Here is a 19,214-nt window from a genome sequence, read left to right on the forward strand (position 1 = left end):
GGCGTACGGGACCGACCTTACGCAGCCGCCCAGAGTTCGGCCCCGCGGTCACCGGCCCGGGCGGCGATCCGCTCCAGCAGCTCGCCGACCGGTACGGCTCCTGGCCTACGGCCGTCCCGCAGCCGTACGGCCGCACAGTCCGCGTCGGCCTCCCGCTCCCCGATCACCGCCTGGTACGGCACGAGGCGCGCGGCGCGGACACGGGCGCCGAGGGTGCCGTCGCCGGGAGCGGCGAGTTCGGCCCGGATGCCGAGCGCGAGAGCCCGCCGTACGACCTCTTTGGCCCGTTCCTCCTGCGCCTCGGCAACCGGCAGGACCACGAGCTGCACGGGGGCGAGCCACACCGGGAAGGCGCCGCCGTGCGCCTCGATGAGATGGGCGACCAGCCGTTCCACACTCCCGATGACGCTGCGGTGGACCATCACCGGGCGGTGTTTGGCGCCGTCCGGGCCGGTGTAGTGGAGGTCGAAGCGTTCGGGCTGGTGGAAGTCGATCTGGACGGTGGAGAGGGTGGACTCGCGGCCCGCGGGGTCGGTGATCTGTACGTCGATCTTGGGGCCGTAGAAGGCGGCCTCGCCCTCGACGGACTCGTACGCGACACCGTCCAGGACGTCTTCGAGGAGGGCGGTGGCGCGGCGCCACAGCTCCGGGTCGGCGACGTACTTGCCGCCGTCGCCCGGGAGGGAGAGACGGTACCGGCTCGCCCGGATGCCGAGGTCGTCGTAGGCACGGCGGATGAGGGCGAGGGCGGCGCGGGCCTCGTCCACGGCCTGCTCCAGGGTGCAGAAGATGTGGGCGTCGTTGAGCTGGATGGAGCGGACGCGGGTGAGGCCGCCGAGGACGCCGGAGAGCTCGGAGCGGTACATGCCGCCCAACTCGGCGATGCGGAGCGGGAGTTCGCGGTAACTGTGGGCCCGGGACCGGTAGATGAGGGCGTGGTGCGGGCAGAGACTGGGCCGCAGGACGACCTCCTCGCCACCGAGCCGCATCGGCGGGAACATGTCCTCGCTGTAGTGGTCCCAGTGCCCGGAGATCTCGTACAGCTCCCGCTTCCCGAGCACGGGCGAGTACACATGCCGGTACCCGGCGGCCCGCTCGGCCTCCCTGACGTACTCCTCAAGGATGTGCCGTACGACGGCCCCGTCGGGAAGCCAGTACGGCAGCCCCGCGCCCATGAGGGGGTCGGTGTCGAACAGGTCCAGTTCACGGCCGAGTCGGCGGTGGTCGTGCATCGGGGGTCTCCCTCGCGGTGGGGGGCGAGGAACCGGCGGGAACGACGAAGCCCCGGGGCACTCGCCCCGGGGCTTCGGACAGGATCAGGTGTCAGCGCGCCGGGACTCGGTCCGGCGTCGTCGTGAGGGACGGGAGTGCTTGGGCGCGCTGCATGGAGTGAGGGTAGGGGGCGGGACGGTAGTGGGGCGAAGGGTTTTCGACCGCGGCCGGCGGGTGGGACGTCTCCGCCGCCGCGCCTGGCACCGGCTCCACCTATCCGGTGGCAGTTCGCCGGTTCGTCCGCGGCCACGGCCCGGGCACGCCACACTTCCCCTCTCGTCTGCACGTCACTGGGGGAAACCATGTCCGACGGACCGCTTCGGCCGCCGCGTCCCGACGAAGAGGACCTCATCCGCTTCCACAACGGCGACACCCTCGACAACATCCCGATCATCCACCCGCCGGTTCCGGCACCGGTGCCGGAACCGATGCGGCTCCAGTCCCGGCTCGCCCTGGCCGGAGCCAGTGTCCTGGTGGCGGCGGTCAGTGGCCTCGCGGTGGCGGGGTCCTTGCAGTTCACCGAAAGCGGCCAGGACCGTACGGATGCCCGTCCGCCCGCCGAGCCCGTCGCTGTCGGCACCACCCCCGCGAGTCCTTCGCCGCCGGTCGCCCCACCGGAGTCCACCCAGCCCGCCGGCCCCACACCGGACGAGGCCGTGACGATGGCCGCGCAGCCGCGGCTCGAACAGGTCCGCGTCATCCAGGCTCCGGCGACCGGAGGCGATCCGGGCGTGGCGTACTGCCTCGTCTACACGGGGTCGGACAGCTCCGGTGTGAAGGACGCGATCCTCCTGGCCAACGCACCGGCCTACCAGTGCGCGGACCTGCTGCCGTACGACGAGTACGCGGGGTCGTTCTCCTCGGAACCGCCGTCATGCCAACAGCCCGCGAGGGCAGCCGTGTTGAGCTTCGCGGGCACCTCCGAATGGGCCGGCACCGTGACCTTCACCTGCCTGACGCGGCACACCGGGGCGTAGGCGTTCAGCTCCCGCTCGTCGCCCTTCCGTACCGCGTCAGTACGGCCGCGCCGGACTGTTCCGCCGAGAGGCAGTCCAGGGCGGTGTACGGGGCGTTGGCGGGGAAGAGGCGGTCGCCGGTGCCGAGGATCGTCGGGAAGGTCAGCAGGCGGTATTCGTCGACGAGGTCCTCGGTCATGAGTGCGCGTACGACGCTCAGGCTGCCGATGACGATCACATCGCGCTCCTCGCGCTTGACGACGTCGGCGAGGGGGCCGTCGGCGACCCGGGAGTTCGCCCAGGCCGAGGTGTCGGTGAGCGTGCGGGACGCGACCAGTTTCGGCGCTGTGTTCATCCTCGTGGAGAACGGGTCGTCGCGTCCGGGCCAGATGTGCGAGAACGCCTGCCAGGTCGTACGGCCCAGCAGCAGGACCCCGTCGTCCAGCGTGCCGCCGAGCCGGAACTTGTCCCCGGCGACCGTCTCGGGGCCGTGCCGGAACGCCCAGCCGCCGCCCGGTGTTCCACCGGAGCCGTCCGGGTCGGACACAATCCCGTCCAGGGTGATGAACTCGATGACGATGACGCTCATGAGGGGAGTCCTTTCGGTCGATGCTCGCCTGTACCTACCGGCGGCACCGGCCCCACTCATCGCTCCCGGCGAAACTCCTCGGAAGAAATCCGCCGCGGCAGGTCGAACGCCTCGAACACCCGCGGGTCGGCGAACACGACGTTGTGCGCGACGCGACCGCCGGTGACCGTGAACACCTGCAGGGTGTGCAGGCGATGGGCGCCGTCGGACTCGGGGGCGTAGGCGGCGAGCGCGGGCTGGCCGTTGGCGGTGAGAGGGGTCACGGCCCAGCCCGTGCCGCGCATCCGGAACACACGGTCCATGAACCGGCCGTAGTCGCCGCTGCCCCGGTACCACAGCGGCACCGGCGGCATCTCCAGCACCGCCTCGTCCGTGAGCAGCCGGACCAGGGCGGGAACGTCGGCCGCCTCGAACGCCCGCACATACCGCTGGATCACCGCACGGGTCGCGGGATCGTCCGGCTCCACGACGTCCCGGTTCCGCACGCCGTCCGCCCCCGCGAGAGCGGCACGGGCCCGTTGCAGGGCGCTGTTGACGGCCGCCACGCTGGTTCCGAGCTGCTCGGCGACCTCCGCGGCGGTGAACTCCAGCACCTCGCGCAGCACCAGCACGGCCCGCTGCCTCGGGGGCAGGACCTGCATCGCCGCCACCAGCGCGAGCCGCATGTCGGCCCGTACCTCGACGTCGAACCGCGCGTCGGGAAACGGCTGCAACCAGGGAATGTCGAGGGCCGGGGTGAGGGGGGCTCCGGGGTCGTCACTCGGGGCACCCAGCCCGGACGGCAGCGGGCGCCGCGCCCGTCCTTCCAGCGCGGTCAGACACACATGGGTCGCGATCCGGTACAGCCAGGTCCGCGCGGAGGCACGGGTGGGGTCGTACCGGTCCCGGGCCTTCCAGGCGCGCAGCATCGTCTCCTGCACCAGGTCCTCGGCCTCGTGGAACGAGCCCAGCATCCGGTAGCAGTACGCCACCAACTCACCCCGGTACGGCTCGAAATCCACGGCCCCAGCATGGCGCACCCGGCGGTCGGCGATCCAGGCCCGGGGCGCCGGCCGGTAACCCGTACGGCCCGGAGCACTGGTGACCTCGCCGGGCCCGGTGATCACTTGGAGACATGACCCCGCCCCGTGCCGCCCGCGTCACCGCCTCCGTCCTCGGCCTCGCCGCCCTTCTCGGCGCCGGTGCCTGTTCCGCACTCTCCACTCCGCCGACCGCCGCCAAGCCGCCGATCACCCGGCCCACCAGCGCGGCCCCGTCCAAGAGCCCGAAGGCCTCTCCGGCCGGCTCCTCCCTCACCCAGGCCATGGCCCAGGCCGCCCTCATCACCGACGCGGACCTCGGCGAACCCTGGGTGCCCACCCAGGGCGCGGCCACCTGGCACGACGGGGTGCTGAAGGCGACGACGAAGAAGCCGGACTGCCGGCGTCTGCTCGACGCCCTGTACGCGGACGACCTGTTCGGGGCCGACGCCCAGCCGCGCGCGGTGATCGGGCTGGACGACGAGTGGAACGAGGCACAGCTTCGGTACCAGGTGCTCGCCCGGCCCCCGGCCGAGATCGACAAGACCCTGGCCTGGATGAAGGGCCTTCCGCGGAAGTGCGCCCAGTTCGCGGCCACGACGAACACGGGGGCCGTCTTCGGCGTCCAGGTGACGGAATCGCAGCTGCCCGAGGCCGGGAACGCCCGGCAGGGACTGCGGGTCCTGCTGACCGGTGAGTCCCCGGAGGGTGAACCGGTGACGCTCAGGCTGGACGTCGCCGCGGTCCGGGTGGGAGAGGACGCGATCAGCGTGGTCAACGGCGGCTTCGGGGACGTACAGACGAACGCCACGCAGACGGCCGTCCAGCTGGGCGCGCAGCGGCTGACGGAGATCAGGAGGCAGGGCCGGGTGCAGGCGTGACCGGTCGGAACGCCCAAGCCCTGCTGCATCTGGAACAGGGCCGACTCATCCATGCCTCCGCACGGCGGCCCGGCCCCGGTGCGCCGGTCGCCGTGCCGGGGAGTCGTCAGTCGCGCTCGAACCTCTTCCTGTGCCAGACCACCTCGCGCGCCACCTCGACGGCGGTGCGGTCGTGCGCGAAGGCGTGGGCGCGCAGGCGGGCCAGTGCCTCGTCCGCGCCGATGCCGAGTTGCACCATGATCATGCCGACGGCCTGGTAGACCTCGTCGTAGTCGGTGGCCAGACCGCTCAGCCAGGATTCGTCTCCCTCGGGGCCGTTCTCCTCTCCGCTGGGCAGTGCCATCAGTGCCACCGTCATGACACCGGCCACCAGTTGTGCCGTGCGCAGCTCGCGGGCGGCCAGTGCGCCCGGGGTGTCCCGGTAGAGGTCGAGGGTGCCCACGCACACGGCGTCGTTGCCGAGCGGCATCGAGTAGACGGCCCGTACGCCGGCGGCCGTCGCCTCCTGGGCGAAGACCGGCCAGCGCCGGGCGTCCCGGCCGTCCGTCAGATCGTCGGCGAGCACGGGGGCTCCGATCGTCGCGGCGTGCACACAGGGCCCGTCGCCCAGGGTGGCCTGGATCTCCGACAGCCGGGCGGCCCGGTCGCTGCTGGAACTCAGCTGTACGGGCATTCCGTTGCTGCGCAGCGACACGCTCGCGCCGACCACGGGCAGCAGTTTGACGGCGGCCTCGCAGAGTCTGCCGGGAACCTCCCTGGCATCGGCGCCATGTATCCCGTGCGCGATCACCTCGGACGCCCGCGCCCGGTCACGTTCGCGTTCCCGTTCGGCGTCCCGCCCTGACAGCCATGGGTCGTCGGCCGGTGCCCCGGGCGTGCGGGAACCGCCGCTCTGGCCGGTGAAGGGACCGGGGTCGTCGCCGGAGGCGTCGCCGCGGTCGTCCCTCGGGCGCACGGCCACCGCCTCCTTCGATCGCGCTGCCATTCCGCGACCCCGGAGCGGGCTCACCCGGCGCGGAGGTCCCGACTCGTGACCCACCCGCCCAGGGGCACCGCCCGGCTACCCCTGGCCCCCGGGGCCAAACGCCCCGTCGCCCGGTCCGCCCAGCGGCCAGTCGCGCGGCGACAACGGCCGTACGGACGGCGGCTGCCCCGAAACGCCCTCGACGAGGTCGGCGGCGAGGTCGCGCAGCTTGATGTTGCGGTGCTGGGAGGCGCGGGTGAGGATCTCGAAGGCCCGCTCGGAGGAGCAGCCCTCCCGGGCCATCACGACCCCCAGGGCCTGGTCGATGACGCCCCGCGAGGCGATCGCGCTCTGCAGGTCCAGGCTGAACTGGAGCTGGCCGGCGAACTTCAGGGCCACGCCCAGCGCGCCCGAGGCGTGCCCCGCGAACACGGCGGCCTGCTCCCGCACCTGCACATCGAAGCCGCGCGGTTCGGTGGAGTACATGTTCAGCACGCCGGCGACCTGCTGCCGGGGTGCGGCCAGGGGCAGCGCGAGCATGCTGCGCAGACCGTACTCGCGGGCGATCTCCGGGAAGGAGCCGAAGCGGTCCTCCCCGTCGACGTCGTCGACGTGGTGCGCGGTACCGGTCCGCAGGGTCCGCAGACAGGGCCCGTCGCCCTCGTCGTACTGTCGCTGGTCGAACTGGTCCACGAGCTGGTGGCTGGCGGCCGCGGTGTACGGGTGGGCGCTGTTCTCGGACCTGAGAGTGATCGAGCAGTACACGGGTGCGGGCAGCGACGTCGAGGCGAGCCGCACGAGCTCGCGCAGGAAGTCGTCCAGCCGGTCGGCCTCCAGCAGCAGCTGCTGCAGCCGTGCCAGGGTCTGCTCACCGCGGGCCGGCCCGTCGGGCGGGGCCGCGGCGGGTGTGTCCGCCACGAGGGCATCCTTCCTCGGTGGTCCTGACGACCGAGTACCCCCATCCACCCTTCACAGACCGCACACCGGGTCATTACGGTCGCCGGTGACGGTCAGGCCATGATCGGCCGCACCGCGAGAAGGCACGGGAAGGCACACGAGCCTCACCGAACCAAACGCTCGGTCAGCGCTTCTCGTACGGATCCGCCGGCTGCTTCACCCGCTCGACCGCGCTCGCGTCCACGACCGGCGGCCAGGCGCCGTCGGTGCCGAGCGTCCCCTTGGGGTGCCAGATGCCGGTGACGGTGACCCAGGTGTCGACCGTCGGGGCCCCGTCGGCGGCGCCGCGGACCTCGACCTTGCTGGTGGTGGCATCGGCGGCGCAGCAGGTGACGGAGAGCCGGGTGAGGTACCAGGTCCCGTCGTCGCCGTGGGTCACGAACCCGGTCATCCGGACCGTACGGCCCTTCAGCGAGCGCCCGCTGTCGTAGATCGCCCGGGAGCTGAACTCCCCGAGCGTGAGCTCGACCGGGTTGCCGGCGGGGAGGGCGGGGAAGGCCCCGACACCCTGGGCCGCCCGCTGGGCCGCCTCACGGTCGGCGCTGTAGGAGCCGAGGGCCGGGGGCGGGAAGAGGAGCAGCGCGAGGGCGGGAAGGGTGAGCAGCCAGGCGACCCGGGGCCCGGCGGCACCATGGCTGTGCCCGTGGTCCTCGTCATGGTCGTGGCCGTCCGCTGTCCGTCGTACGACCGCCATCGCGACCCCCAGCAGCACCAGCGCCACCCCTGACACCACCAGGTAGGGCCGCAACGCCGCCTGTACGTACCGCAGATACAGCTCGCTGAAGAGCGAGATCCGCAGGACGGCCGCGCCGACCAGGACGAGGAGCAGACAGGACCCGTACCGCCTCACAGCAGCCACCACCCCACGAGCACGCTGCTCAGCACGGCCACCGCCCAGGTCACGGACGAGAACCGGACGGCGAAGGCCCGCCCGAACGTCCCCGCCTGGAGGGCGATCAGCTTGAGGTCCACCATGGGCCCCACCACCATGAACGCCAGCCGCGCGGTGGGCGAGAAGCCGCTCAGGGACGCGGCCACGAACGCGTCGGCCTCGCTGCACACGCACAGCACGACCGCGAGGACCGCGAGCAGCGGCACCGACAGCCAGGCCGAGCCGGTGAAGAGGTCGAGCACGGAGCGCGGCACGACGATGTTGAAGGTGGCCGCGGCCGCCGCACCGAGCACCAGGAAGCCGCCGGCGTGCAGGAAGTCGTGCTGGAGCCCGGCGCCGAAGGCGCGCAGCCCGCGGGCGGACGCCCCGGTTGATCGTTTCGGCAGCCGCAGCCACTCCTCGCGCCCGAAGCGGGCCCACAGCCACCCCATCACCACGGCCGTGGCGAGCGAGGCGACGAGCCGGCCGAGGACCATCTTCGGCTGGCCGGGGAAGGCGATGGAGGTGGCGACGAGCACCACGGGGTTGATGGCGGGCGCGGACAGCAGAAACGCGAGGGCCGCCGCCGGGGCGACCCCGCGCCGCATCAGGCTCCCGGCCACCGGCACGGACGCGCACTCGCAGCCCGGCAGAACGATTCCGGCCGCGCCCGCCACCGGGACCGCGAGGGCCTGGTTGCGCGGGAGGAGCCGGGTGAAGACACGTTCCGGCACGAAGGCGCCGATCGCCGCGGAGACGAGCGTGCCCAGCAGGAGGAAGGGCACGCCCTGGACCGCGACCGCCGTGAAGACGGTCCACCAGGCGGCGACGGGCGGGGTGTAGAGGTCGAGCGCGAGGGTGGGTCCGAGGACCGAGGCGACGGTGGCGATGGCGATCAGCGCCGCCCCGCCGAGGACGACGTACACGAGCACGCGCAGGCCGAACGCGACGATCCGCAGCCCGTCGGCCATCGTCCTCTGGTTGTCCACGCGTCCTGTCCCGCCCGCCCTCCGAATGTCCCCGCGCAGGCTAACCGGACGCACCTGTGCGCAGGCCCGGAATCATCACAGAGGCGGCTGTGCGGGCGCGGGTCCGAGGGTGGTGGTGCCGGGGGCCGTACGGTGTCCGAGGCCCGTCCGGTACGCGTCCAGCGCCGCCTCGACTCTTCCGGTACGGCGGAGCAGATCGCCGAGGAGCCGGCACAGGTCGGCCAGGTCACCGGCGGCGCCGGCCCGCTCCAGGAGGCTCAGGGCGCGGACGTAGTGCTCCTCTGCGGCCTCGGTGTCGCGGGCGTCCTCGGCGATGATCCCGAGGAGGCGGTGGGCGGCGGCGGAGTGCAGGGCGCCGCGCTCGGGGCTGAGGTCGCTGAGCACGTCGTGCAGGAGGGCAGCGGCCTCGTCGGACTTGCCGCGCCGGTGCAGTACGTCGGCCAGTTCGACGGCGGCCTGGCTGGAGTAGAGGGCGGCCCGCTTGGCGGAGAGCATGGCGAGGGCCCGTCTCAACTCGGCCTCGGCGCGCTCCAGTTCGCCGTTCTGCGCGTAGACGTAGCCGCGCATCCAGTGGCAGTTGGCGAGCTCGGTACGGAGCTGGAGCTGCCGGTAGAGCTCGGCGGCCTTGGCGAGGGAGGCGTCGGCCTCGGCGACCCGGCCCTCGGCGAGCAGGGTGCGGGCTACCGAGCGGTGCATCCGGGCGACGAGGGCGGGGTCACCGGCCTGCGGGGCGAGCGCGAGGGCGAGTTCGGCGGCCTGGGCGGCACGGGCGTGGGCGCCCATGTCCATGTAGGGGCCGATGACGCTCGCGTAGAGGAGGAGCAGCGCGTCGGGATCGTGCAGGCCACCGCGGTTGAGCTCGTCGATGGTGGATTCCAACAGGTAGACGGAGTAGCGGAGTTCACCGGCGAGGTAGTGCGAGAGGGCGCGGCCACGGAGCGCGGGGACCCGGGCGGGCAGGGGGACGTCGTCGCCGAGGGCCTTCTCGGACCGCTCGAAGTACTGTCGTGCGGCGCTGAGTTCGCCGGTCTCCACGGCGCACTCGCCGAGCCCGAGCAGGGCGGCGGACCGCACCTCGGTGAGGTCGAGCGCGTCCGCCTCGGTGAGGAGACGGGCGTACTGCTCGGCGGACTCCTCGGCCGCTCCCGTGGCGAGGGTGCGCTGGGCCTCGGTGAGGCGGAGCCGCAGATCGGTGACGAGATGGGCCGGGCGCCCGGTCGCCAGTTCCTCGAAGCCGACGCCGAGACGGTCGGCGAGATGCCGGAGGGCGTCGTCGGAGGGCCGCACCCGGCCGGACTCCAGGGTGGACACATAGGCCGGTGTGTAGGCCGGTTCGGCCAACTGTTTCTGGGTCAGCCCGCGTTCGACTCTGAGCTGCTGCACCCGGCGCCCGATGACGCCTGGGTCGTCCCGCTCCGACATGGCCAACTCCCCCAGTCCCTCTTGCCGTTCGGCTCCCGCAGCCCCTAGGTTAAACGGCGTATTAACCCCGCTTAATACGTCGCCACCGCCAGGGATACTCACCGCCACCGCTGCGAGGTCGCCGTGCTCGAACGCACCAGCACCACCGCGCGTTACACCAGAGGTCTCGCCGCCGCGGTCGTGGCCGTCGCCACCCTCGTCCTGGCGGCGAACGCGGGCCCGGCGAGGGCTGAGCCGCACCCCGCCGAGCGGGCCGCGCAGACGCAGCAGGCGCCGGGGCACACCTCGAAGTGAGCCCTGCGCCGACTCAGTCGGTGTCCGAACCCAGCATCATGTCCTTGCGGCTGTAGAGCGGCAGCTCACTGGTGTCGAGCTTCCAGGCACCGAGTTCCGTGGTGACGACGAGCGGCGTTCCGTACGGCTGCTTGTGCAGACGGTTGGCGTAACAGGGCCGCCCACTGCTCGTGTCGGTGCCCCACTGGTAGGTCCAGGTGCCGTCGCGGGGATCGAGGATGAGGTAGTGACCGATACCCATGGCCGGGTAGTCCCGGCTCTTGACCTCGTAGTCGTTGCTCGGGTTGGACGGCGAGACGATCTCGATGACGAGGAAGATCTCGCGTGGGTCCAGCGGACCGTCGGTCAGCATCGACTCGCGCGCGGTGACGATGAGGTCCGGGACCCGGAGCTTGCCCAGACCGTCGTCGTCGGTGTCGGTGGCCTCGAAGGTGAGTATCCCGTCGGGAAGCTGCGGGTCCAACTGACGTGCGACGTCTTTGGCGGTGACCTGGTGACGAGGGCGGGGGCTCATCATCATGACGAGCGTCCCGTCGCTGATCTCCGGATACGTGAAGCCGGACGGCGGTGTGAAGTGCTCGCGCAGCTCACGCAGATGCCGGTAGACGGTCTGCTCGGTCATACCGCCATCTCCTTCGGGAGCCGCTGGTCGATCCCATCGTACGCGTGACGACATATGTGACGGAAACCATCCCGAACCCCCCGAGCCCGCCTTCGTGGCCGCCGTGGACCAGCATGCTCGACCGGTAGTCGGCGCTCTCTAGAGCTGGAACTCGGCCGGGTTCACCCCCAGCGCCGCGCAGGCCTCCCTGAGCACCGACTGCTCCGCCTGGGAGAAGTGCCCGTCGGCGCCGGCGATCACGATGCCGGTCTGGATGACCGCGCGCGCCTCGGTGGGCTTCTTCGCGGCCTTGGCGATCTCCTGCATGGCCTCGGCCTTGCCCTGCGGGAAGTTGCGGGTGAGCTGGTCCACATGCTTGTGGAAGCGCGTGCGCAGCTGCTCCGGCGGGAAGTTCTGCAGCACCTCGTTGCCGAGGATCAGCGACTCCATCTGCTGGATCTCGGACCCGTCGACCTGGCCGTCCGCCGCCGCGACCAGGGCGCACATCGCCATGCTGGCGTCCCGGTACGCGCCGCTCTTCAACTCGGTCTTGAGGGAGCCGAGCTGCGTCTTCAGCAGACCGACGAGCTGCGCGCGCGAACCGCCGCGCGAGCTGCCGTGCGAACCGCCGCTGTGCGACGCTCCGTGCGAAGAACTGCCACCGTGCCCACCCTGGGCCTGCTGCTGCAGGGCCTTGGCCTGGTCCTTGAGCCGGTCGAACAGTGCCATTGACGTCACCTCGGTACTCGTCTGAGTGATCTCACCTGGGCAACGCGCACGCACAGGCAAAGGTTCCACCAAGGGCCACACGTCACCCGGATCCCGCAAGTCCGTGCGTTCCCCTACCGGCCGGCCCCGCAGGGCGTCCTCGCGGCCCGCCTGGTAGGTGCTCATGCTGCCCTTCGCCCGCGTCGACTCGGCCTCGAACGTGGTCAGCATCCGCTCCCAGGGTGACGTCCCGGCGGTGCCCGACTGGCCGAGGGCGGCGATGACACCCAGCGCGAGGATGCAGGCCCACAGGACAGTGGCGACCGTACGGCCGTAGGAGACCGACGACAGTTCGCCCGCGACGATGCCGTTGATCATCGTGGAGGCGACGGACAGGTGTCGCGGAATCGTCGACTCGCATGACCGCTCGCGTTTCCGCAGGTCGTAAGGGCGGGATTGATTGACCTGACAAAACGGGGTGTCGATCAACTCCCCGTCGACCAGTCTCGGTGCCGCACCGTCCCGACCCCGCCGGGCCACACCCCGGCAGAGCACGTGACCGGAGAACACCCCGCATGTCCAAGAGCACCAGCAGGGCCCGACTCGGCCGCGCCGCCCTCGTCGCGGGCAGCGTCGGCGTCCTGACCCCGCTCCCGAAGAGCGGCACCACGTTGCAGGCGATGTACCAGCCGTACTTCGACTACGACTCGGACAGCTGTTTCCCGGCGGCCGTCGACCCGAACGGCAACGCCAACGGCGGGTCTCAACCCGTCCGGCTCACTCACCGGCAACTACCGCACCGACCACCTCGGCAAGGCGCCTCCCGGCACGGCGGCTACAGCACTCACCCGATCCACGAGGTGCCGATGAACGGCACCCGCCCCTCCGCGGTCCCCGCGTTCTGACACATAGGTCCTTCTGACACACGGGCCTTCCCGACCGCGGCCGTCGACGCACACTCCCCCCTCGCGTCGGCGGCCGCTTCCCGTTCCCCGAGGAACCCGGGGCATGGTGGGACATCCGCGCGAGTGACACCCTGATCGCCATGACCTCTGCCGCAGCCCGCACCGCCCTGGAGCTCACCGCGGACCTCCCGGTCCCCGCCCTGGAGGACTTCTACCGGGACCTGCACCGCCACCCGGAGCTGTCGTCCAAGGAGCACCGGACGGCGGCCCTGCTCGCCGGGCGCCTGAGAGAGGCCGGGTTCAAGACGACCGAGGGCATCGGCGGCACCGGCGTCGTGGGCCTGCTGCGCAATGGCGAAGGGCCGACCGTCCTCCTGCGCGCCGACATGGACGCGCTGCCGGTCGAGGAGCGGACCGGTCTGCCGTACGCCTCCGGGACGGCCGGGGTCATGCACGCCTGCGGGCACGACCTGCACGTGACCTGGCTGGCGGGGGCGGCGAAGGCGCTCGCGGACGGCCGGGACACCTGGTCCGGGACACTCCTCCTGGTCGGCCAGCCCGCCGAGGAGACGGGCAGCGGGGCGGCCGCGATGGTCGCCGACGGGCTCTACGACCGTTTCCCGCGCCCGGACGTGCTGCTGGGCCAGCATGTGGCACCGGGCCCGGCGGGCCTGTACGCGCATGTGCCCGGGCTGATCATGTCGGCGACGACGGACGTCGAGATCGTGGTGCACGGCCGGGGCGGGCACGGCTCGCGCCCCGAGACCACGGTCGACCCGGTCGTCACGGCCGCGTACCTCGTCACGCGGCTGCAGACGGTCGTCAGCCGGGAGATCAAGCCGCGCGAGTCCGCGGTCCTGACCGTGGGCCGCATCGAGGCGGGCACGGCGGCGAACATCATCCCCGCCACCGCCCGGATCTCCCTCAACCTGCGCACCCAGTCGGAGGCGGTCCGGGACCGGATGCTGGCCGCGATCCGCCGGATCGCCGAGGGCGAGTGCCATGCGGCGGGCTGCCCGCGCGAGCCCGAGGTGAGCGTGGGCGGCTCGTTCCCGGTCACGGTCAACGACCCGGAGACCGACCACCGGATCGCCGCCGTGCACCGCGAGGTCCTCGGCACCGACACCGTCTTCGACTCCGGCCCGGCGATGGGCAGCGAGGACTTCTCCCTGCTCGCGCTCGGCGAACTCCCGTACTCCTACTGGTTCGTGACCTCCACACCGGCCGCCACGTGGGAGGCCGCGCCGGGCGCGGACCTGATGGAGAAGTTCGACGCCGTCCCCAGCAACCACAGCCCGTACTTCGCCCCCGACCTGTCCACGGTGGCGCCGGGGGTGCGGACCCTGGTGTCGGGGGCGCTGGAGATGCTGGCCTAGCCCTGCATCTGGAGCTTGCGCAGCTGTGTCTGCACGTTCTCCAGGGCACCCCGTCTGCGGCCCGGCACCCGCATCCTCAACCCCGCGAGCACGATGCCGAGTTGCCGTACCTGCTCCACGTCACGGACCTGGGCCCACTGGTGATGGGCCCGGTCGACGGCGCTCTCCACGGACGGGGAGTCCACCGCCTGCCCGGCCCCCAGCCGCGCCTCGGCGACCGTCAGCCAGATCCGGCAGCTGCGCACGGGGTCCCCGGCGAACATGGCGAGATCCGCCCGGACTTCGGACCAGTGCAGAGCCTGCTCGGAGGCGGGACCGTGGGTACGGGCGGTGGCCTCCTCGTGGGCGGTGGCGACGGTTTCGGCGTCCTGGTGCCGGCCGGCCTGGACGGCGGCGGCGATGTAGGCGTGGGGGTCCTGCGGAGGTGGGGGACTGACATCCACCAGCCCGTCCGGCACCTGCGGACGAGGCCGTTCAGGCTGATGCGGGAGTCTGGGGGCGAGGCCCCCGGGTGCGGCCACCGGCATCGGCGGCACGGTCAGCACCACGTCCCCGTACGCGTCGGGGCCCAGCCTGGTGAACGCCTGCTGATGCAGCTGCTCCACCGGCGGACGCCACCCGCTGCGCAGAATCGTCGCGATCGTCTTCATGTACGCCGGCGACGCCACCGTACGTCGAGAAGGCGGCGGCGCGATCCGCCCGAACACCGCGTTGTTGCGGCCGGAGTCGAGCGCGTGCGTCCGCAGCCACCCCCAGGCCTCCGCGTCGGCGTGCAGATCGAGGAAGAGCGTCGTCGAACCCGGCGAACGCAGCCGGAACTCCTCGCGGATCCACTGCCAGGGCAGCGCGGTGTAGCGGACGGTGGCCGCCGTGGTGCGGGCCAGCGCGAGGTGCGGCAGATGCTGGCGGCGGTCCAGGGCGAGCTGGCCGGCGACGAACACGGTGAGCGGACCCGGCGTGGCCGCGACGGCGCGCAGGCGCGTGAGTACCGCCTGTGGTTCCAGAGGGTCGGCGAGTTCGACGACGTTGGCGGTGTCGGTGCCCGAGAGCACGGCGGGCGGCACGGCCGCGAGGACGGGAAGCACGGACGCCGCGTCCACCAGACAGCTCTTGCCCACCGGTGAGGCGGCGAGCAGCAGCACGGTCCCGGGCATCGGTCCCTCCCCATCCCCCGTCGATCACTTACGGCAGCACCGTAACCGCTGCGGCTGCAAAGGGGAGTCCACAGGACCGCAAACGTCCCTTTCCTGCCTGCTCGTCGGTCCTGTGCGACCATCCGACTTGCCACGGCCTGCTCCCAGGTGTGCTCTGGTAGTCGGGGGCGGATCGGGGGGTGGAGAGAGGAGTGCTCTCATGGCTCACGCTGCACCCGCGGGCGGGTTCGCCCGGACACCCGACGTGTTCAGCCCGAAGGTCCATCTGGCGGCCCGGTACGGCATCCCCGTCGTGCTGGGTCTGGTCTACGGCTACTGGGCCGCGGCGAACCGCCGTGACGGCGGGCCGATCACCGGCTGGAACCTGCTGTTCGGCTTTGTGACGGCACTGGCGTTCATCGTGCTGTGCCTTGCCGTGGCGACGTTCGCCCCCCTGCTGAAGCGGGAGCTTCACTCGGGCGTGAAGTCCGGCTTCGCCGGGGCCGCCGTCGGGTTCCTGTACAGCCAGACCGGAGTGAGCGTGCTGCGCTCGACTGCCCTGGGCCTGGCGGTCGCGGCGGGAATCTTCCTCGTGTTCTTCTACCGCTACTACACGCACGAGGACGGCGAGGGGAACCGGATCCGTTAGCGCACAAGCGCACACACGTGGGCCCCGGCGGCAGGACCGGGGCCCACGCGCTTCCCTCATCCCTCCACTCACCGGACGCCCTGTATCCAGCTCCGGACGTCCGACGAGGATCCGGCCGCGCTCCAGCTCCAGGAGCCCGAGCTGCTCCAGGAGACGGAGCCGGAGGCCGCCCAGGAGTCGATGCCCGAGCTCCAGCTCGGGTCGTTCCAGTCGGCGTTGTTCCAGGAGTCGTCCTTCCACTGCGGACACGGGTCCGCACAGGTCGGCACGTGCTGCCGGCCGGTGTCGACGAACTCGGCGCTGACCCAGCCCCGGGCGCCGGTGAACCAGTACCAGTACGGGTTGCCGTTGACGCGCTGCCCGCGGACCATGCACTCGATGCGGTCCTGACTGCCCGGTGAGAGCCGGTCGACGACGGCGGAGTGGGTGGTGGGCGCGTCCCGCACGTTGAGCGTGGTGCGGGAGACGATGGTGCCCCAGACCGGACCGCCGCCACCGTGGCCTTCCGCGTACGTGGGCGGGGCTGCCGCCGCGAAGGTGCCCGCCGCCGTGACGGCGAGCGTACCGCCGGTGAGCAGCGCCACGGCCAGGGTCCGCAGGGCCGTAGTGGTGCGCATGGATCGGCCTCCTTCTCCCCTGATCCTCCTTGATCCATGAGACACCCGTTCGGGTGAACCCTCCACCGGAGGGCGGAATCCCCAGCTCCACGGCTCGCGCGGTCGCCTTCGGCGGTTTTGCCTGGAGCGGTGACCTCCCGTGTCCGCGGCGCCCTGTCGGCCGTACTGATCGCCCTGGCCTGTCTCCTCGTGCCCTTCGGCGCGCTGGCGGCCTGGGCGCACGGCCTCGCCGCCCCGGGCCGGTACGTCACCGCGATGGCACCGCTGGCCGCCGATCCCGCCGTACGGGACGCTGTGGAGGGCGAGGTCGGTGAGCCGCTGCGGCCCTTCGTGCACGACTTCGCCCGCACCCCGGCCTTCCGTGCCGCGTGGGACGCCGGCAACCGGGCCGTCCACGACGCCGTGTTGAGCGCTCTGCACGACGACAGCCACCGCGAGGTGAGCGTCGACCTCACCGAGGTGGCGCACCGACTCCCCTACGAACAGCGGCCGTTGGACCTCTCACACACCAAGGTGGCCGTGCTCCCGGCCTCCGAACTCGACCATCTCCGAAGGGGCTACGACGTGCTCGAAGTCGCCGGTTTCTGGCTGCCCGTCACGGCCGCCGCCCTCGCCGTCGCCGGTATCGCGGTCGCCGCCTGCCGCCGCCGCGCCCTCACCGCGACCGCCCTCGGCACCGCCCTCGGCGGGGCGCTGCTTGGCCTCGCCGTGGCCATCGGCCGCCACCTCACCCTCACCGACCTGCACGATCCGGTGCACCGCCCGGCGGCGGGCGCCATCTACGACGCCCTGACGCTCACTCTGCGCCAGGCCTCCTGGCTGCTGGTCGCCGTGGGCCTGACGGTCGCCCTCGGCACCTGGCTCAGCCGGTATGTGCGGGTGCGCGGCCGGATGCCCGGGGCCGGGCCGCTCAGGGCCGACTCACAGACTGCTGACCGGAACATGACCATGACGTCACCGAATGATCGCCCGGAGGCAACCCGGCCCACGGCGGGGCCGACCAGCCTCGGATGACGACGGCCTCCGGTACGGAGCCGGCGGCCGCCGTCACCCAAGGAGCACCCCGATGATCCGTCCCACCACGCGCCTCGGCGCCGCAGCCGTCGTGTCCGGCCTCGCCCTGTCGTTCGCCGCGGCGCTGCCCGCGCAGGCCGCCACCGTCACCGAGGCCCAGTGGCTGTCCGACGTGGCCGCCGTCACCGGACCCGCGCAGACCTACATCGACTCCCGGGCCGCCGCGAACGCCTCGGGCGCCAAGCAGGCGATCGTGCTGGACATCGACAACACCTCGCTGGAGTCCTACTTCGAGGGCGTCGGCACCTCCACCCCCGCCACCCCGCCGGTGCTCGCCCTCGCCCAGGACGCGCACGCCAAGGGCCTGAGCGTGTTCTTCATCAGCGCCCGCAGCAACCTGTTCAACCCGGTGACCACGTCGAACCTGAAGTCGGTCGGCTACCCGGTCGACGGCCTGTACGCGCGCACGGTCGCGCAGATGGTCACCCAGTCCGTCGCGACCTTCAAGACCTCGCAGCGCAAGGCGATCGAGGCGAACGGCTACGACATCGTCGCCAACATCGGCAACAACACCACGGACCTGACCGGCGGTTACGCCGACGCGACGTACAAGCTGCCCGACTACGACGGCCTGCTGGACTGACCCGAGCCCCGCGAGGCGAGGACCGCGAGCGTGCGCAGCGCCCGCTCCAGGTCCGCCGCGGGAGCCGACGCGAGCCCGAGCCGTACCGCGTTCGGGGTACGGCTCGGGTCGACCGCGAAGGACGGACCGGACGAGACCGCGATGCCGAGCGCCGCGGCGGCGGCCGTGAAGGTGTCCGCCCGCCAGGGGGCGGGCAGTGCCCACCAGGCGTAGTAGGCGCGCGGATCGGACCGTACGGCGAACCCGTCAAGGCACTCCGTCAGCAGCCGTTGTCTGCGCGCCGCGTCCGCCCGCTTCTCCCCGACCAGCCGCTCAACGGTCCCGTTCGTCATCCATCCCGTCGCCGCCTCCAGCGCGAACCGCCCCGCACTCCACCCGCCGGAGCGCACGGCGTCCGCGACCGCCGCCACCCGCTGTTCCGGTACGACCAGAAAGCCGACGGTGAGCCCGGGCGCGACCCGCTTGGAGAGGCCGTCGACGACATGGGTGAGGGCCGGGGCATGGACGGCGAACGGGTCGTCGGCCTCCGCCAGGAACGACCAGATGCGGTCCTCCACGACGGGGATGTCCAAGGCACTGACGACCAGGGCGAGTTGACGCCTGCGCTCGGCGCTCATGGTGACGGACGTCGGGTTGTGCAGCGTCGGCTGCACATACAGGGCCGCCAGGGGAGCCGTACGGTTGGCCGCGGCCACCGACTCGGGGCGCGGTCCGTCCTCGTCCGTGGCCAGCGGCACCAGCGTGGGACCGAGCCGGGCCGCGATCTCCTTGACCACGGGATACGTCAGCTCCTCGACCCCGACCCGGCCGCCCGGGCGCACCAGGGAGGCGAGAGCGGCGGCCACGGCCTGACGGGCGTTGCCCGTGAAGAGGATCCGGTCCGCGTCGGGCCGCCAACCGGGAGTGGTGAGAAGGGCGGCGGTGGCCGCACGGGCGGCCACCGTGCCGCCGGCCGCGGCCGGGCGGAGCGCCTCGGTCAGCACGTCGGGGCGCAGAAGGGGCGCGAGGGCACCGGCGAGAAGCTCGGACTGGCCCACCACGGACGGGTAGTTGAGCTCCAGGTTGACGGGCGCCCCCGCGTCCTCGATGAGCCCCCTGCCGGACGGCACGGGCGCGGCCGCCCGCACGAAGGTGCCGCGTCCGACCTCGCCGACGACCAGTCCCCGCCGTACGAGTTCGCCGTACGCCCGCTCCGCGGTCGACGCGGCGATACCGTGCCGACGGGCGAACTGCCGCTGCGGAGGCAGGCGTTGGCCGGGACTGAGCCGCCCCGCGGCGATGTCGGCGGCTATACGGTCGGCGATACGCCGGAAGTCGGACACGGCACCCCCCTGTGATTGCACCGAGGGCAAAG

General features: G+C 72.2%; 21 protein-coding genes. 8 read left to right on the forward strand and 13 right to left on the reverse strand.

The genetic code is table 11. The annotated features are described in order from the left end of the window. Window positions 1-17 precede the first annotated feature (17 nt). Entirely contained in the window at window positions 18-1,232 is a 1,215-nt protein-coding gene (thrS, locus tag ACI2L1_RS04845; RefSeq protein WP_404737879.1) for a threonine--tRNA ligase, read from the reverse strand. 342 nt (window positions 1,233-1,574) lie between these two features. Between thrS and ACI2L1_RS04850 the strand changes: the two genes are divergently transcribed. Beyond that, complete coding sequence (locus ACI2L1_RS04850; protein ID WP_404737880.1) at window positions 1,575-2,249, forward strand: hypothetical protein; 675 nt, start codon at window positions 1,575-1,577, stop codon at window positions 2,247-2,249. Window positions 2,250-2,253: 4 nt separating this feature from the next. Here the strand turns inward: ACI2L1_RS04850 and ACI2L1_RS04855 are convergent, their stop codons facing one another. Together ACI2L1_RS04855 and ACI2L1_RS04860 are read right to left on the reverse strand one after the other, a co-directional pair. Continuing rightward, on the reverse strand, window positions 2,254-2,817 hold the full coding sequence (locus ACI2L1_RS04855) for a dihydrofolate reductase family protein (protein WP_404737881.1): 564 nt from the start codon (window positions 2,815-2,817) through the stop codon (window positions 2,254-2,256). Window positions 2,818-2,873: 56 nt separating this feature from the next. Further along, window positions 2,874-3,836 (reverse strand): sigma-70 family RNA polymerase sigma factor, encoded by a 963-nt coding sequence (locus ACI2L1_RS04860; RefSeq protein ID WP_404738117.1) that lies wholly within the window; start codon window positions 3,834-3,836, stop codon window positions 2,874-2,876. Window positions 3,837-3,931: 95 nt separating this feature from the next. Between ACI2L1_RS04860 and ACI2L1_RS04865 the strand changes: the two genes are divergently transcribed. Further along, a complete protein-coding gene (locus ACI2L1_RS04865) occupies window positions 3,932-4,717 on the forward strand; it encodes a hypothetical protein (RefSeq protein WP_404737882.1) in 786 nt (261 codons plus the stop codon). Window positions 4,718-4,823: 106 nt separating this feature from the next. Here ACI2L1_RS04865 and ACI2L1_RS04870 read toward each other — a convergent pair whose 3' ends face one another. The 5 genes from ACI2L1_RS04870 to ACI2L1_RS04890 all read right to left on the reverse strand — a co-directional run bounded on the left by ACI2L1_RS04870 (window position 4,824) and on the right by ACI2L1_RS04890 (window position 9,920). Beyond that, window positions 4,824-5,678 (reverse strand): GAF and ANTAR domain-containing protein, encoded by an 855-nt coding sequence (locus tag ACI2L1_RS04870; RefSeq protein ID WP_404738118.1) that lies wholly within the window; start codon window positions 5,676-5,678, stop codon window positions 4,824-4,826. Between the two features lie 99 nt (window positions 5,679-5,777). Then, window positions 5,778-6,599: an ANTAR domain-containing protein gene (locus tag ACI2L1_RS04875; protein WP_404737883.1), complete on the reverse strand. Its 822-nt coding sequence runs from the start codon at window positions 6,597-6,599 to the stop codon at window positions 5,778-5,780. Between the two features lie 163 nt (window positions 6,600-6,762). Beyond that, on the reverse strand, window positions 6,763-7,488 hold the full coding sequence (locus ACI2L1_RS04880; RefSeq protein ID WP_404737884.1) for a TIGR03943 family putative permease subunit: 726 nt from the start codon (window positions 7,486-7,488) through the stop codon (window positions 6,763-6,765). Beyond that, window positions 7,485-8,480, reverse strand: coding sequence for a permease (locus ACI2L1_RS04885; RefSeq protein WP_404738119.1), 996 nt, complete (start codon window positions 8,478-8,480; stop codon window positions 7,485-7,487). The genes ACI2L1_RS04880 and ACI2L1_RS04885 overlap by 4 nt, the downstream gene beginning before the upstream one ends. A 93-nt stretch (window positions 8,481-8,573) precedes the next feature. After that, window positions 8,574-9,920, reverse strand: a complete 1,347-nt coding sequence (locus ACI2L1_RS04890; protein ID WP_404737885.1) for a tetratricopeptide repeat protein — start codon at window positions 9,918-9,920, stop codon at window positions 8,574-8,576. A 123-nt stretch (window positions 9,921-10,043) separates the two neighbouring features. Here ACI2L1_RS04890 and ACI2L1_RS04895 point away from each other — a divergent pair, with 123 nt between their 5' ends. Further along, complete coding sequence (locus tag ACI2L1_RS04895) at window positions 10,044-10,214, forward strand: hypothetical protein (protein WP_404737886.1); 171 nt, start codon at window positions 10,044-10,046, stop codon at window positions 10,212-10,214. A gap of 13 nt (window positions 10,215-10,227) precedes the next feature. Here ACI2L1_RS04895 and ACI2L1_RS04900 read toward each other — a convergent pair whose 3' ends face one another. Then, a complete protein-coding gene (locus ACI2L1_RS04900; protein ID WP_404737887.1) occupies window positions 10,228-10,836 on the reverse strand; it encodes a Uma2 family endonuclease in 609 nt (202 codons plus the stop codon). Window positions 10,837-10,974: 138 nt separating this feature from the next. Continuing rightward, entirely contained in the window at window positions 10,975-11,544 is a 570-nt protein-coding gene (locus ACI2L1_RS04905) for a tellurite resistance TerB family protein (protein ID WP_404738120.1), read from the reverse strand. A gap of 554 nt (window positions 11,545-12,098) precedes the next feature. Between ACI2L1_RS04905 and ACI2L1_RS04910 the strand changes: the two genes are divergently transcribed. Both ACI2L1_RS04910 and ACI2L1_RS04915 read left to right on the forward strand, forming a co-directional pair. Further along, window positions 12,099-12,428 carry a hypothetical protein gene (locus tag ACI2L1_RS04910; protein WP_404737888.1) on the forward strand — a complete coding sequence of 110 codons (330 nt, stop codon included), beginning with the start codon at window positions 12,099-12,101 and terminating at the stop codon, window positions 12,426-12,428. 140 nt (window positions 12,429-12,568) lie between these two features. Continuing rightward, the gene (locus ACI2L1_RS04915; protein WP_404737889.1) at window positions 12,569-13,804 is read left to right on the forward strand and encodes an amidohydrolase; all 1,236 of its coding nucleotides are present in this window, start codon (window positions 12,569-12,571) and stop codon (window positions 13,802-13,804) included. On the opposite strand, the gene ACI2L1_RS04920 is transcribed toward ACI2L1_RS04915, so the two are convergent. Further along, a complete protein-coding gene (locus ACI2L1_RS04920; protein ID WP_404737890.1) occupies window positions 13,801-14,958 on the reverse strand; it encodes a hypothetical protein in 1,158 nt (385 codons plus the stop codon). The two genes, ACI2L1_RS04915 and ACI2L1_RS04920, sit on opposite strands and share 4 nt — an antisense overlap. A gap of 199 nt (window positions 14,959-15,157) precedes the next feature. On the opposite strand from ACI2L1_RS04920, the gene ACI2L1_RS04925 reads away from it, so the two are divergent. Further along, a complete protein-coding gene (locus tag ACI2L1_RS04925) occupies window positions 15,158-15,586 on the forward strand; it encodes a hypothetical protein (RefSeq protein WP_404737891.1) in 429 nt (142 codons plus the stop codon). A gap of 68 nt (window positions 15,587-15,654) precedes the next feature. On the opposite strand, the gene ACI2L1_RS04930 is transcribed toward ACI2L1_RS04925, so the two are convergent. Next, window positions 15,655-16,203 (reverse strand): SH3 domain-containing protein, encoded by a 549-nt coding sequence (locus tag ACI2L1_RS04930; protein ID WP_404737892.1) that lies wholly within the window; start codon window positions 16,201-16,203, stop codon window positions 15,655-15,657. Window positions 16,204-16,332: 129 nt separating this feature from the next. On the opposite strand from ACI2L1_RS04930, the gene ACI2L1_RS04935 reads away from it, so the two are divergent. Beyond that, the gene (locus ACI2L1_RS04935) at window positions 16,333-17,217 is read left to right on the forward strand and encodes a hypothetical protein (RefSeq protein WP_404737893.1); all 885 of its coding nucleotides are present in this window, start codon (window positions 16,333-16,335) and stop codon (window positions 17,215-17,217) included. 52 nt (window positions 17,218-17,269) lie between these two features. Continuing rightward, entirely contained in the window at window positions 17,270-17,860 is a 591-nt protein-coding gene (locus ACI2L1_RS04940; protein ID WP_404737894.1) for an HAD family acid phosphatase, read from the forward strand. Here the strand turns inward: ACI2L1_RS04940 and ACI2L1_RS04945 are convergent. Then, the gene (locus ACI2L1_RS04945; RefSeq protein ID WP_404737895.1) at window positions 17,839-19,182 is read right to left on the reverse strand and encodes a PLP-dependent aminotransferase family protein; all 1,344 of its coding nucleotides are present in this window, start codon (window positions 19,180-19,182) and stop codon (window positions 17,839-17,841) included. The two genes, ACI2L1_RS04940 and ACI2L1_RS04945, sit on opposite strands and share 22 nt — an antisense overlap. Between the last annotated feature and the right edge of the window lie 32 nt (window positions 19,183-19,214).

It is taken from the genome of Streptomyces sp. NPDC019531 (assembly GCF_044903305.1).
In the GTDB taxonomy this organism is placed as follows: domain Bacteria; phylum Actinomycetota; class Actinomycetes; order Streptomycetales; family Streptomycetaceae; genus Streptomyces.

Coding starts and splice junctions, on each gene's coding strand:
- ACI2L1_RS04915 (WP_404737889.1), top strand. CDS start 12,569: ATGACCTCTGCCGCAGCCCGCACCGCCCTGGAGCTCACCGCGGACCTC.
- ACI2L1_RS04920 (WP_404737890.1), bottom strand. CDS start 14,958: ATGCCCGGGACCGTGCTGCTGCTCGCCGCCTCACCGGTGGGCAAGAGC.
- thrS (WP_404737879.1), bottom strand. CDS start 1,232: ATGCACGACCACCGCCGACTCGGCCGTGAACTGGACCTGTTCGACACC.
- ACI2L1_RS04865 (WP_404737882.1), top strand. CDS start 3,932: ATGACCCCGCCCCGTGCCGCCCGCGTCACCGCCTCCGTCCTCGGCCTC.
- ACI2L1_RS04905 (WP_404738120.1), bottom strand. CDS start 11,544: ATGGCACTGTTCGACCGGCTCAAGGACCAGGCCAAGGCCCTGCAGCAG.
- ACI2L1_RS04890 (WP_404737885.1), bottom strand. CDS start 9,920: ATGTCGGAGCGGGACGACCCAGGCGTCATCGGGCGCCGGGTGCAGCAG.
- ACI2L1_RS04910 (WP_404737888.1), top strand. CDS start 12,099: ATGTCCAAGAGCACCAGCAGGGCCCGACTCGGCCGCGCCGCCCTCGTC.
- ACI2L1_RS04885 (WP_404738119.1), bottom strand. CDS start 8,480: ATGGCCGACGGGCTGCGGATCGTCGCGTTCGGCCTGCGCGTGCTCGTG.
- ACI2L1_RS04925 (WP_404737891.1), top strand. CDS start 15,158: ATGGCTCACGCTGCACCCGCGGGCGGGTTCGCCCGGACACCCGACGTG.
- ACI2L1_RS04900 (WP_404737887.1), bottom strand. CDS start 10,836: ATGACCGAGCAGACCGTCTACCGGCATCTGCGTGAGCTGCGCGAGCAC.
- ACI2L1_RS04850 (WP_404737880.1), top strand. CDS start 1,575: ATGTCCGACGGACCGCTTCGGCCGCCGCGTCCCGACGAAGAGGACCTC.
- ACI2L1_RS04930 (WP_404737892.1), bottom strand. CDS start 16,203: ATGCGCACCACTACGGCCCTGCGGACCCTGGCCGTGGCGCTGCTCACC.
- ACI2L1_RS04940 (WP_404737894.1), top strand. CDS start 17,270: ATGATCCGTCCCACCACGCGCCTCGGCGCCGCAGCCGTCGTGTCCGGC.
- ACI2L1_RS04855 (WP_404737881.1), bottom strand. CDS start 2,817: ATGAGCGTCATCGTCATCGAGTTCATCACCCTGGACGGGATTGTGTCC.